This window comes from Flavonifractor sp. An92 (assembly GCF_002159175.1).
Taxonomy (GTDB): Bacteria; Bacillota; Clostridia; order Oscillospirales; family Oscillospiraceae; genus Pseudoflavonifractor_A.
On the sequence record NZ_NFGZ01000010.1, the window covers coordinates 106,348 to 119,210 of the forward strand.

Consider the following 12,863-nt stretch of genomic DNA (forward strand, 5'->3'; position numbering starts at 1 on the left):
TTCTTAGAATGATGAAAGATCAGTCGTTTGCGAACACCACGCAGCCGCCCACGGGACGGATGCGCAGCACGTGGCACTTGCCCAGGCCCAGCACGCCCTCCATGACGGAGCGGAAGTGCTCCAGCCGCTCCACGGGGACGAAGGCCTGGATGGTACCGGCGAAGCCGCCGCCGTGGACCCGGACGGCGCCCTGGCCTTCCAGGGCCTCCTGGGCCATGGCCAGGGCGAGAGCCACCGCCTGCTCCCGGGGGTCGTTGCCGGCGATGACGTTCTGAAGGAGCTCAGCGGAGGAGCGGCCGGACTGGTTCACCAGGTCCAGGAACCGCTGGAAGTTGCCCGCCGCCAGGGCGTCGGCCTCCTGAGCGGCCCGCAGGTCGTCGTGGAAGAAGTGGAGGGCCCGCAGCACGGCGCGGTCGCCGCAGCGTACCCGCAGGGAGGGGATGGCCTCCAGGACCTCGCTCCGGTCCACATCCCGCAGCACGGTCTTGCCGAAGTGGGCGGCCACAGCGCACATCTCCTGGGGGATGGAGGCGTAGTCGTCGGTGAGGTCGGCGTGGCAGGAGCCGGTGTCCACGATGCACAGGGCGTAGCCGCAGTGATCGAAGTCAAAGTCGATGCGGCGCACCACGGGGGCGGCGGGGTCCTTGAAGTCGATGGCCACGGCGCTGCCCACGGCGGAGGCGGCCTGGTCCATCAGGCCGCAGGGCTTGCCGAAGTACACGTTCTCCGCCATCTGGCCGATCTGGGCCAGCTCCATGGGGGTGAAGGAGTCCTCGCAGAAGAGGTGGTTGAAGATGTTGCCCACCAGCACCTCGTAGGCGGCGGAGGAGGAGAGGCCGGAGCCGGAGAGCACGTTGGAGGTCACATAGGCGTCAAAGCCGCCCACGGTCTTGCCCCGCTGGGCAAAGCCGGCGGCCACGCCCCGCACCAGGGCGGCGGAGGTGTTCTTCTCGGCCGGGACCGCCTCCAGCTGGTCCAGGGAGATCTCCAGAGGGGCGTAGCCCTCGGAGTGGATGCGCACGACGTTCAGCCCGTTGGGACCGGCGCAGGCCAGGGTGTCAAGGTCCACACTGCCGCAGAGGACGTGGCCGTGCTGGTGGTCGGTGTGGTTGCCGCCGATCTCGGTGCGGCCCGGGCCGCTGAAGAGGGCGGCGGGGGCGGAGCCGTCGGGGGAGAAGGCGGTCTGGAACCCCTGGGCGGCGCCGATGGCCCGCTGGCGGGCGGCGTCCAGAGCGGCGGAGTCGGCGTTGGGGGCGTAGAGCTCGGTCAGGCGGGCGTCGCAGGACCCGTCGGACAGGCGCTCAAGCAGCTGATGGAGAGATTGCATGGTCCTCACCTCATGTCTCGTTCTGTTGTGGCCAGTATACTAAATTTTTAGTAAAAATTCAAGAGGGTATTTTAAAAAATTTTCGGGGCCGGACCGGTGCTCTCCCGGCACACCAGAGTGGGGGGGAGGACGGCCTTCTGGGGGAGGGTGCGCACCGGCTCTTTCCCGCCCACGGCGGCGCGCTGGACCAGCAGGCGCAGGGCGGTGCGGACCATCTCCTCCACCGGCGCGGAGACCGAGGTGAGGGGCGGGTCCAGCAGGGCCGAGCGGGGGGTGTCGTTGAAGGACACCACCGAGCAGTCTGCGGGGGTGGAGCGCCCGGCGTCCTTCAGGGCCCGGACGGCGCCCACGGCGCAGTCCTCGTTGGCGCAGAGCAGGGCGGTGGGGCATTTTCCGGCCTCCAGAGCGGCCCGGACCGCCCGGGCGGCGGCCTCCACCTCCATGGGGCAGTCCAGGATGGTGGTCTGTTCCCCAAGGCCGTGCCTGGCCATGAGGGATAAGTAGCTCTCCCGCCGGGCCTCGGGGGCGGGGGAGGCGCTGTAACGCCGGTGATCGGGGCCCAGAAAGGCGATGTTTTTATGCCCCAGCTCCCACAAAAGCTCCAGCGCCTGCCGGATGCCCAGCTCGTAGTTGAGGATCACCGAGTCGAAGCGGCTCTCGTCGGGGGAGGCGTCCAGAAACACGGTGTTGGGGGAGAAGGAGGCCAGGGTCTCCACCTGGGCGGGGGAGAACTCGCCCACGGCCACGATGCCGTCCAGGCCCTCTCCCTCCGGCGGGAGGTAGGAGTCCCCCAGCGCGGGGATGGGGAGACAGACGTAGCGCTGCTCCAGACAATGGCGGCGGACCAGCCCGCCCAGATAGAGGAAGTAGGGGTCGTCCAGCTGCTGCTGAGGGGTGAGCCGCTCGGCCAGACCGATGCGCAGCAGGCTCTTGGGGGCGCGGCCCCGGCGGCTCTTGGTGGCGGCGTAGTTGAGGCGGCCCGCCTCCTCCAGCACCCGCTGGCGGGCCTCGTCGCTGACCGACAGGGAGGGATCGCCGCTGAGGATGCGGGAGATGGTGGCGGGGGAGTACCCGGTGCTCTGGGCCAGTTCCTTCAGTGTAGCCATGGTGGGCCTCCTTGGACGTAATTTTACTAAAAATATTTTACCCGATTTTGGCCTGTTTGGCAAGGAGAAAAGGGCTGGATTCTTCCGGGCAGCCCGGAGGGGTTTGCCCTCGCCGGGCGGGCCGCTTATCCAGCGGGGACCCGATTTCTTTTCTCGAAAAGAAACCGGGGAAAGAAAAGAAGGAGAGGGGAACTTCTGGTTCCCCTCTCCACTCCCCTCCAAAAGGGCGGCCTTTTAGGGGGCCGCCCCGGGCAGCAAGGTACAACGCTTTCCGGATAGGCGGAAAGTCCGGAATTGGCCACGCCAAGCTGAGGAAATACCTCCGCACCGGAATGAAGACCGGGATGCGTTTTGGGGGAGTCCAGAGGGGGGTATCCCCCCTCTGGGCTTTCTTTCCCACCGCTTTCTTTGCAAAGAAAGCGGTGCTCCCGCCGAGCAGGCGGCCCGCGCGGCGAGCGCAACACCCCCGTTCCGGGAAAAGAAATCGACTTTTCAGAACAGATTCGCCAGCGTCAGCTGTTCACCCGCCGCCATCAGGGAGAGTCTCTGGAGGAGCTGGGCGGAGGCGGAGGCGTACTCCGCCTGGTCCTGGCAGTCGATGAGGGCCAGGACCTGATCGAATCCGGTCTGGACGGCGTCGGTGTCGGTGTGGCGGAGGGTGACGTGGAGCCAAAGGTCCCGCTGGTCCCAGGTCGTCTTGGCCTCTTTGGTCAGGTCCTGGGCCTCCGCCCAGTCCCCGGCCTCCACCCGCTGCTCCGCCTCCCGCAGGGTGTCTGAGAGGGTCTGGGTAAAATCCTCCAACTCGGCGGCGTTCCACAGCGCCAGGGCCAGCAGCAGCGCCATGCCCCCCACCGCGCCCCACAGCCGCCTCATGGGTTCTCCTCCCGGGGAGTGCAGCGCACCGTCCCCTGCTCGTCCACCGTGAGGAGAAAGACCTCATCCTCACGGCTCAGGTGGCGCTTTTTCAGCTCCTTTTGGAGCCAGGTGTCGTTGTACCCCCGCCGCTGGAGGTTGCGCCGCAGGAGCCGCCCGTCGCTGATGAGCACGGTGGGCAGCCCGGTTTCCGGGGGTTTCAGGCCTATCTGTCCGGCGGTGACCGGCTGCTCGGCGGCCTTCAGCAGCACCGAGAGCTGCCCGTTGGTCTCCAGAATGGCGTATTTCACCGTGTCCAGATCGGCCACCCCCTGGCAGCGCAGCTCCTCGTGGAGCTCGTCCAGGGTGAAGCGGTTGCGCCGCATCTCCCGCTGGTCTACCTGGCCGTCCCGCACGATGATGCTGGGCCGCCCGCAGAGAAGGGCGCGGAACCGCAGGCTCTTCATGGTGAGGACCGAGAGCACCATGGTGAGGCACAGCAGCACCAGAATGGGCCCGATGCCGGAGAGGAGCGGGATGCCGTAGTCCTGCATGGGCACCGCCGCCAGGTCCGCGATGATGAGGTCCAGCACCAGCTCCGACGGCTCCAGCTCGCCCACCTGGCGTTTGCCCATCAGGCGGATGCCCACGATGATGATGAGATAGAGGATGACCGTGCGCACCAGAGCCACAGCCATGGAAAACACCTCCTTTCGTTCCAGTGTGTCCCGGAGAGACTGGGCTTATGCACAGGCAAGTCCTATAAGCAATGTGAAAAACGACGGGAAGGAACGGAGATGGGCGGCTTGTATTTATGGAATCTAACACATTTTTCGGCGGAATTGGAAAAAGAAATTGAAAATAAAACGGGGTTGGAATAGAATTGAACAAATACATAATGGAAAGGCGGGACAAAAATGCAGATGAAGGCGACGCTTATTCTGGAAAACGGCAGTGTCTTTACCGGACAGAGCATTGGCGCAACCACTGAGCGCATCTGTGAAATGGTGTTCAACACCTCCATGACGGGGTATCAGGAGATCCTGACCGACCCCTCTTACGCTGGCCAGGGGATCGTGATGTGCTATCCCCTCATTGGCAATTACGGGGTCAATCACGAGGACAACGAGTCCGCTCGTCCCTGGGGCGAGGCATTCGTGGTGCGGCATCTCTCTCCCCGGGGGAGCAATTTCCGCTGTGAGGGCACGCTGGACGACTATCTGAAAAAATATGATATCACGGGCATCCAGGGCGTGGACACCCGTGCTATTACTCGTATACTCCGCAATCAGGGGACCATGAACGGCATGATCACCTGTGCGGAGCATTTTTCTATCCCGGAAGTGCTCTCCCGCATCCAGGCCTACCGGGTGGAGGGCACCGTGGAGAAGGTGACCCGGAAGGAAGCCCAGGTCTACCCCGCCGTGGGGGAGCAGCGCCACCGCGTGGCCCTGATGGACTACGGCGTGAAGGAGAATATGATCCGCTGCCTCCAGAACCGGGGGTGCGAGGTGACGGTCTATCCCGCCCACACCACCGCGGATGAGGTGCTCTCCGGCGGCTTCGACGGCGTGATGCTCAGTAATGGCCCCGGCGACCCGGCCGACAACGTGGATATCATCCGCGAGGTCCGCAAGCTCTACGACTCCAACATCCCCATCTTTGCCGTGTGTCTGGGCCACCAGCTCATGGCCCTGGCCACCGGCGCCGAGACCCGGAAGATGCGCTTCGGCCACCGGGGCGGCAACCACCCCGTCAAGGACCTGGACGCCGGGCGGGTGTACATCACCAGCCAGAACCACGGCTATGTGGTCTGCGCCGAGACCGTGGACCCGGCCGTGGCCAGGGTGTCCCATGTGAACGTCAACGAGGGCAGCGTGGAGGGCCTGCGGTACCTGAACGGCAACGTCCTCACCGTGCAGTTCCACCCGGAGGCCTCCCCCGGGCCCCGGGACACGGAAAATCTCTTTGATCGCTTTGTCCGCCGCATGGAAGGAGGGGAATGGTAATGCCGAAGAATCCGGATATCAAGAAAGTGCTGGTGCTGGGCTCCGGGCCCATCGTCATCGGCCAGGCCGCAGAATTTGACTACGCCGGCACCCAGGCCTGCCGCGCTCTGAAGGAAGAGGGCGTGGAGGTGGTGCTGGTCAACTCCAACCCCGCCACCATCATGACCGACAAGGACATCGCCGACCATGTGTACATCGAGCCGCTGAACATGGCCAGCGTGGAGCAGATCATCGCCAAGGAGCGCCCCGACTCCATCCTGCCCACCCTGGGCGGACAGACCGGCCTGAACCTGGCCATGAACCTCTACGAGCAGGGCATCCTGGAGCAGTACGGCGTGAAGCTGCTGGGCACCAGCCCCGCCTCCATCCGCAAGGCGGAGGACCGCCAAGGCTTTAAGGACGCCATGGAGGCCATCGGCCAGCCCTGCGTCACCTCCGACGTGGTGGAGAGCGTGGAGGACGCCGTGGCCTTCGCCGGGCGCATCGGCTATCCCGTCATCGTGCGTCCCGCCTACACCCTGGGCGGCACCGGAGGCGGCATCGCCTATGACGAGCCCTCCCTGCGGGAGATCGCCGACCGCGGCATCCACCTGAGCCGCGTGGGCCAGGTCCTCATCGAGCGGTGCATCGCCGGCTGGAAGGAGATCGAGTTCGAGGTCATGCGCGACAGCGCGGGCAACGTCATCCAGATCTGCTCCATGGAGAACATCGACCCCGTGGGCGTCCACACCGGCGACTCCATCGTGGTGGCCCCCACCCAGACCCTGGCCAACAAGGAGTACCAGATGCTCCGCTCGGCCTCTCTGGACATCATCTCCGCCCTGGAGATCGAGGGCGGCTGCAACGTGCAGCTGGCCCTCCACCCCGACAGCTACGAGTACGCCGTTATCGAGGTCAACCCCCGCGTCAGCCGCTCCTCCGCCCTGGCCTCCAAGGCCACCGGCTACCCCATCGCCAAGGTGGCGGCCAAGATCGCTCTGGGCTACACCCTGGACGAGATCCCCAACGCGGTGACCGGCAAGACCACCGCCTGCTTTGAGCCCACCCTGGACTACTGCGTCCTGAAGATTCCCCGCCTGCCCTTTGATAAATTCACCACCGCCAGCCGCACCCTGGGCACCCAGATGAAGGCCACCGGCGAGGTCATGGCCATCGGCAACTCCTTCGAGGGCGCGCTGATGAAGGCCATCCGCTCCCTGGAGCTGCCGGTGAAGTCCCTGCGCATGGACGGCCTGGAGGACCTCTACACCGAGGAGATCGAGGAGCGCCTGGTGAACGTGGACGACCAGCGCCTCTTCGTCATGGCCGAGGCCCTGCGCCGCGGGTTCTCCCCCGAGAAAATCAACCGCATCACCAAGGTGGACATCTGGTTCCTGGACCGGCTCCAGGCCATCGTGGACATGGAGGACGCCCTGGACCACGGCCATCTGGACCCGGGCACCCTGCGCAGCGCCAAGGAGATGGGCTTCTCCGACGCCTGGATTGGGGCGCTGTCCGGCAAGAAGGCGTCCGAGATCAAGGCCCTGCGGGAGAGCTACCACATCGTCCCCGCCTTCAAGATGGTGGACACCTGCGCCGCCGAGTTTGAGGCCCAGACTCCTTATTATTACTCCACCTATGACGTGGAGAACGAGGCCCTGGACGAGGTCCGCCTGCCCAAGGTGGGAGAGCTCGCCCCCCACATCCCCGAGGCCCCCTATCTCTCCGCCTCCACCGCCGAGCCCCACCGCACCCAGAGCGGGGAGGAGAAGAAGAAGGTCCTGGTGCTGGGCTCCGGCCCCATCCGCATCGGCCAGGGCATCGAGTTCGACTACTGCTCGGTCCACTCGGTCTGGGCCTTCAAGCGCCTGGGCTACGAGACCATCATCATCAACAACAACCCCGAGACCGTCTCCACCGACTTCGACGTGGCCGACAAGCTCTACTTCGAGCCCCTGACCCCCGAGGACGTGCAGAACGTGGTGGAGCTGGAGAAGCCCTGGGGCGCCGTGGTGCAGTTCGGCGGCCAGACCGCCATCAAGCTGGCACAGGCCCTCACCGACATGGGCGTGCCCATCCTGGGCACCCCCGCCGACGGCGTGGACGCCGCCGAGGACCGGGAGCGCTTTGACGAGATCCTTCAAAAATGCCAGATCCCCCGCGCCGAGGGCCGCACCGTCTTTACCACCGAGGAGGCCCTGGCGGCCGCCCACGAGGTGGGCTATCCCGTGCTGGTGCGTCCTTCTTACGTGCTGGGCGGTCAGGGCATGGAGATCGCCTACAACGACCGCAACATCACCGAGTTCATGCGCATCATCAACATGACCGAGCAGGAGCACCCCATCCTGGTGGACAAATACCTCATGGGCCGGGAGATCGAGGTGGACGGCGTGTTCGACGGGGAAGACGTGCTCATCCCCGGCATCATGGAGCACGTGGAGCGGGCCGGCATCCACTCCGGCGACTCCATCAGCGTCTACCCGCCCCGCCATCTGGAGCCCGAGCACCGGGAGACCATCCTGCGCTACACCAAGGACCTGGCCAAGAACCTGGGGGTCATCGGCCTGGTGAACATCCAGTTCATCCTCTTCAATAACCGGGTCTACGTCATCGAGGTCAACCCCCGCTCCTCCCGCACCATCCCCTATATCTCCAAGGTCACCGGCGTGCCCATCATCGACCTGGCCACCAAGGTCATGCTGGGCCAGAAGCTGAAGGACCTGGGCTACGGCACGGGCATCTATCCCGAGGCCGACTACTACGCCGTGAAGATGCCGGTGTTCTCCTTCGAGAAGCTCACCGACGTGGACACCGGCCTGGGCCCGGAGATGAAGTCCACCGGCGAGGTGCTGGGCATCGCCAAGACCTTCCCTCACGCTCTGCGCAAGGCCTTCAAGGGGGCCAACATGAAGGTGCCCAAGAAGGGCGGCCGGGTCATCGTCACCGTGAAGGACGAGGACAAGGGCGAGATGGTGGGCATTGCCCGGGGCCTGGAGGAGATGGGCATTGAGATCCTGGCCACCTCCGGCACCGCTGACGCTCTGGAGGAGGCCGGTGTGCCCGCCCGCCGGGTGGCCCGCGTGTCCGAGGCTCACCCCAACATCCTGGACATGATCGCCTCCGGCTCGGTGGACCTCATCATCAACACCCCCACCAAGGGCCGCAAGCACGACACCGACGGCTTCAAGATCCGCCGGGCCGCCGTGGAGCACTCCGTGGCCTGCGTCACCGCCATCGACACCGCCCACGCCATCCTCACCGTGCGGGAGCAGAGCCGCAGCTCCGAGCTGCGCCCCGTGGACATCACCACGATTTAAGGAACTTTTTTCCGCCGCCTCCGTCTAAGAGCCTGAGATCAAAGAAAAGGAGGCTGCGGTATGAAACGGAATCTGCCCATCATCGGCGCACTGGTCCTGCTGGCCCTGATCGTGGGGGTCATCCTCCTGGGTGGAGTGGGCGAGAGCAAATCGGCCAAGCCGGTCATTTACCTCTACCCGGAGGAGGAGACCCGGGTGAGCGTGAAGCTGGACTACGACGGCACCCTGACCTCCACCTATCCGGCCTATGAAAACGGCTGGACGGTGGACGCGTCCCCCGACGGCACCCTCACCGACCCCATCACCGGGCGGCAGTATTACTGCCTCTTCTGGGAGGGCGTCACCGACCGGCAGTACGATTTCTCCCAGGGCTTCTGCGTGGCCCGGGAGGACACCGCCGCCTTTTTGGAGGAGGCGCTGGCGGAGCTGGGCCTCACCGAGCGGGAGGCCAACGAGTTCATCATCTACTGGCTCCCCAGGCTGGAGGAGAACCCCTATAACCTCATCTCCTTCCAGACCAGCGCCTACACCGATGGGGCGGAGCTGACCATCGACCCCGCCCCCGACACCCTCATCCGGGTCTTTATGGCCTGGAGAGGTCTGGAGGAGCCGGTGGAGGTGGTACCCCAGACCCTCACCGCCCCGGAGCGCACCGGCTTCACCGCTGTGGAGTGGGGCGGCGCGGAAGTCCGATAACCGAGAAAAAACGAGGTCCGGCATCCAAATGGATGCCGGACCTCATTTTTTCTTCCTTTGGATTTAAGCCTTCCCGTGGAGCCGGGCGGCGGTGAGGGTGTTCACCATCAGCATGGCCCGGGTCATGGGGCCCACGCCGCCGGGGACAGGGGTGATGTAGGCGGCCTTCTGGACCACCTCGTCAAAGCACACGTCGCCGCAGAGCTTGCCGGCGGCGTTGCGGTTCATGGCCACGTCGATGACCACCGCGCCCTCCTTCACCATGTCGGCGGTGACCAAGCCCTCCCGGCCCACGGCGGCCACCAGGATGTCGGCCTTCCGGCACTGCTCGGCCAGATCCGGGGTGCGGGAGTGGCAGATGGTGACGGTGGCGTTCCGCTGGAGGAGGAGCATGGCCTGGGGCTTGCCCACGATGTTGGACCGGCCCAGCACCACGGCGTGCTTCCCGGCGGGGTCGATGCCGTAGGCGTCCAGCAGCTCCATCACGCCCGCGGGGGTGCAGGGCTGGAAGGACTGCTCGCCGATCATCAGCTCGCCCACGTTGTAGGGGTGGAAGCAGTCCACATCCTTGTCCGGAGCGATGGCGCGCAGGACGGCGCGCTCGTCCAGGCCCTGGGGGAGGGGAAGCTGGCAGAGAATGCCGTCGATGTCGGCGCGGCTGTTGAGGGCCTCCACCAGCTCCAGCAGCTCCCGCTGGCTGGTCTGGGCGGGGAGGGCGTACTCCTCGCTGTAAATGCCGCACTCGGCACAGTCCCGCTTTTTCCCGTCCACATAGACCCGGGAGGCGGGGTTGTCGCCCACCAGGATCACGGCCAGGCCGGGGCGCTGGGCAAAGGTCTCCGCCTGCTGGCGGACCCGCTCCTTCACCTGGGCGGCCAGGGCTTTTCCGTCAAGGATCTTCGCTGCCATGTTGTGTTTCCTCCTGAATCGCATTCTCCTTCTGCCGGTTGACCCACAGCTGTTCCGGCCCGCCGGCGCGGCGCCACAGCAGCACCAGCGCCACGGCGGCCGCCAGGGCCGAGGCAAAGCCCAGCATCTGGGACACCCGGATGCCGGTGGAGAAGAAGTAGAGGCTGTCGGTGCGCAGGCCCTCGATGAGCCCGCGGCCGAAGCCGTACCAGAGCACGTAGCCCAAAAAGATCTGTCCGTCGAATTTCCGACCCCGGCGGGCCACCAGGATCAGCAGGATGAGCCCCACCACGTTCCAGAGGGACTCATAGAGGAAGGTGGGGTGGACCTCCTTGTAGACCGAGACGCCGTTGACCACCTCATAGATGCCCATGCGCCAGGGCAGGGTGGTCTCGCCGCCGTAGGCCTCCACGTTGACGAAGTTGCCCCAGCGGCCCACGGCCTGTCCGATGAGCAGGCCGTAGACCCCCACGTCGGCAAAGGCCAGGAAGGGGAGCTTTTTCACCTTACAAAAGACCAGCAGGGTCAGCGCAGCCGCGATGACGCCGCCGTAGATGGCGAGGCCTCCGTCCCAGATGCGCACCATGGCGCCGAAGTCCAGGGAGCCGTCGTCCCGGCGGTAGAGGTCCAGATAAAAGATGACGTAGTAGAGCCGCGCGCCGATGATGGACAGGGGCACGGCGTAGAAGAGAAGGTCCAGCACGTCATCCTCTTTGATGCCGAAGCGCTTGCTCACCCGGGTGCAGTAGGCCACCGCCAGCAGAAAGCCCACGGCGATGATGATGCCGTACCAGTGGATGGGCCAGCCAAAGATGGAGAAGGCCACGGATTTGACGTGGAACTCCAGACCGAGGCCGGGGAAGGTGACCACTTTGCTCATGCGTCCTCCCCGGGCCGGACCACGGCCAGCGCGGAGCGCTCCGCGGTACACCAGGTGCGCAGGGCCTCCTCCACGTCGGCCTGGGCCACGGTGTCAAAGACGGCGGGGAAGTCCAGATAGTCCACCCCGGCGAAGTAGCCCTGGGCCTGCTCGATGCAGACCTGCTCCTCGGAGTTGAGGGCGCAGACCATGCTGCCGTAGGAGGCCTTTTTGAGCCGCTGGAAGAGGGCGGCGTCCACGCCCTCCCGGCCCAGGCGCTCCGCCTCAGCCAGCAGGGCGTCCTTCACGGCCTGGGGGTCCTTGCTCTCGCCGCCGGCGTAGAGGAAGGCGCAGCCGGGGTAGGCCTCGTACCCGCAGCCGAATTTCTGGTTGATGAGCCCCTCCCGGTAGAGTTTGGCGTACAGGGAAGAGGAGGAGCCGCAGAGCACCTCCATGGCCAGGGTGCCGATGAGCTGACGGCGCAGCCGCTCCTGGCCCATGGGGGCGGGGTCGGCCTTGAAGCCCAGCTGGAAGATGGGGGTGGACACCGCCATCTTCCGCTCCCGCAGGGATTCGGCGGCAGTTGCCGGCTCCTCCGGGCCGTAGTCCCGCTGGATGGGGGGATTGCCCTCCTTGGGCAAAATCTCCCGGGCGATGGCGCACACCCGCTCCGGGTCCACGTTGCCGGAGACGCACAGGACCATGTTGGAGGGGTTGTAGAAGGCCTTGTGACAGGCGTAGAGGGTGTCGGCGGTGATGTGGGAGATGGACTCCCGGCTTCCCGCCACGGAGACCCGGATGGGGTGGTGCTCATAGAGCCCGGCGAGGAGGTTCATAAAGACCTGCCACTCGGGGTCGTCCTCGATCATCTGGATCTCCTGGCCGATGATGCCCTGCTCCTTGTCCACGCTCTCCTGGGTGAACCAGGGGATGGAGACGAAGGAGAGGAGGATTTTCAGGTTTTCCTCAAACTTCTCGGTGCACTCGAAGTAGTAGCCGGTGATGGCCGAACTGGTGAATGCGTTGGGGGAGGCGCCGTTGGCGGCCAGGTCCTGGAGGGCGTTGCCGTCCTGGGTGTCGAACATCTTGTGCTCCAGGAAGTGGGCCACACCGGCGGGGGTGTCCTGCCACGCGCCGTCCAGGGAGAAGCGCATATCCATGCCGCCGTAATTGGTGGCGAAAAAGGCAAAACTCTTCTGAAAACCGGGGCGGGGGTTCACAAAGACGGTGAGGCCGTTGTCCAGCTTTTCCTGCCAGAGGGACTCGCCCACGCGGGTATACTGTTTCTGTTCCATTTAGCGGGAAACCTCCTTGCCCTTGAGGAAATAGACGGTGTCCAGGGTGAAGGCGGAGAAGGCCGCCACGACCTCTTCCCGGGTGACGTTCTCCACCCGGGCGGCCAGGGCCTCCGGGTCCTCGGCGAGCCCGGCGGTGGCCTGACCCAGCCAGTAGTCCTCCAGGCGGCCTTGGGAGTCGCCGGTGGCGCGCAGGGCGCTGACCACCGAGCGGCGGGCGCCCTCCAGCTCCCAGTCCTCGATCTGGCCGGCCTTGCAGGCCTCCAGCTGGGCCAGGATCTCGGCCCGGGCGGCGTCCACTTTGTCGAACTCCACACCGGAGGAGACCAGCAGCACGCCCTTGCACTTATCCAGCGCGGAGCTGGCGTAGTAGCACAGGGAGAGCTTTTCCCGCACGTTGAGGAAGAGCTTGGAGGTGGTGGTGCCGCCGTAGACGGCGTTGGCCATCAGCAGGGCGGGGAAGGACTGGTCCCACACCCGGCCGCCCACGGTAAAGCCCATGGTCAGCTTGCCC

Annotated in this window: 11 protein-coding genes; 3 read left to right on the top strand and 8 right to left on the bottom strand. The window is 65.6% G+C overall.

Features of this window, described 5'->3' with window-relative positions; translation table 11 throughout:
• Positions 1-19 precede the first annotated feature (19 nt).
• The 4 genes from B5G43_RS09095 to B5G43_RS09110 form a co-directional block, all read right to left on the bottom strand.
• Positions 20-1,327, bottom strand: a complete 1,308-nt coding sequence (locus tag B5G43_RS09095) for a galactokinase family protein (protein WP_164488735.1) — start codon at positions 1,325-1,327, stop codon at positions 20-22.
• A gap of 71 nt (positions 1,328-1,398) precedes the next feature.
• On the bottom strand, positions 1,399-2,433 hold the full coding sequence (locus B5G43_RS09100; protein ID WP_087260454.1) for a LacI family DNA-binding transcriptional regulator: 1,035 nt from the start codon (positions 2,431-2,433) through the stop codon (positions 1,399-1,401).
• A 492-nt stretch (positions 2,434-2,925) separates the two neighbouring features.
• A complete protein-coding gene (locus B5G43_RS09105; protein ID WP_087260456.1) occupies positions 2,926-3,306 on the bottom strand; it encodes a DUF4363 family protein in 381 nt (126 codons plus the stop codon).
• Positions 3,303-3,983 (bottom strand): DUF421 domain-containing protein, encoded by a 681-nt coding sequence (locus B5G43_RS09110; protein ID WP_087260458.1) that lies wholly within the window; start codon positions 3,981-3,983, stop codon positions 3,303-3,305. The genes B5G43_RS09105 and B5G43_RS09110 overlap by 4 nt, the downstream gene beginning before the upstream one ends.
• Before the next feature lie 225 nt (positions 3,984-4,208).
• On the opposite strand from B5G43_RS09110, the gene B5G43_RS09115 reads away from it, so the two are divergent.
• From B5G43_RS09115 to B5G43_RS17805, 3 genes are read left to right on the top strand one after another with little or no spacing between them, the layout of a single operon-like run.
• The gene (locus B5G43_RS09115) at positions 4,209-5,294 is read left to right on the top strand and encodes a carbamoyl phosphate synthase small subunit (RefSeq protein WP_087260479.1); all 1,086 of its coding nucleotides are present in this window, start codon (positions 4,209-4,211) and stop codon (positions 5,292-5,294) included.
• Positions 5,294-8,590, top strand: coding sequence for a carbamoyl-phosphate synthase large subunit (gene carB, locus B5G43_RS09120; RefSeq protein WP_087260460.1), 3,297 nt, complete (start codon positions 5,294-5,296; stop codon positions 8,588-8,590). Before B5G43_RS09115 ends, carB begins: the two co-directional genes overlap by 1 nt.
• Positions 8,591-8,650: 60 nt before the next feature.
• On the top strand, positions 8,651-9,286 hold the full coding sequence (locus B5G43_RS17805; RefSeq protein WP_143382848.1) for a hypothetical protein: 636 nt from the start codon (positions 8,651-8,653) through the stop codon (positions 9,284-9,286).
• A 63-nt stretch (positions 9,287-9,349) separates the two neighbouring features.
• Here B5G43_RS17805 and folD read toward each other — a convergent pair whose 3' ends face one another.
• The 4 genes from folD to B5G43_RS09145 form a co-directional block, all read right to left on the bottom strand.
• Complete coding sequence (gene folD / locus B5G43_RS09130; protein WP_087260461.1) at positions 9,350-10,195, bottom strand: bifunctional methylenetetrahydrofolate dehydrogenase/methenyltetrahydrofolate cyclohydrolase FolD; 846 nt, start codon at positions 10,193-10,195, stop codon at positions 9,350-9,352.
• Positions 10,176-11,075: a prolipoprotein diacylglyceryl transferase gene (lgt, locus tag B5G43_RS09135; RefSeq protein WP_087260463.1), complete on the bottom strand. Its 900-nt coding sequence runs from the start codon at positions 11,073-11,075 to the stop codon at positions 10,176-10,178. Before lgt ends, folD begins: the two co-directional genes overlap by 20 nt.
• Positions 11,072-12,349: a pitrilysin family protein gene (locus B5G43_RS09140; protein ID WP_087260465.1), complete on the bottom strand. Its 1,278-nt coding sequence runs from the start codon at positions 12,347-12,349 to the stop codon at positions 11,072-11,074. Before B5G43_RS09140 ends, lgt begins: the two co-directional genes overlap by 4 nt.
• On the bottom strand, positions 12,350-12,863 hold a 514-nt coding region (locus tag B5G43_RS09145), incomplete at its 5' end, for an insulinase family protein (RefSeq protein WP_143382849.1). It lies immediately after the preceding gene.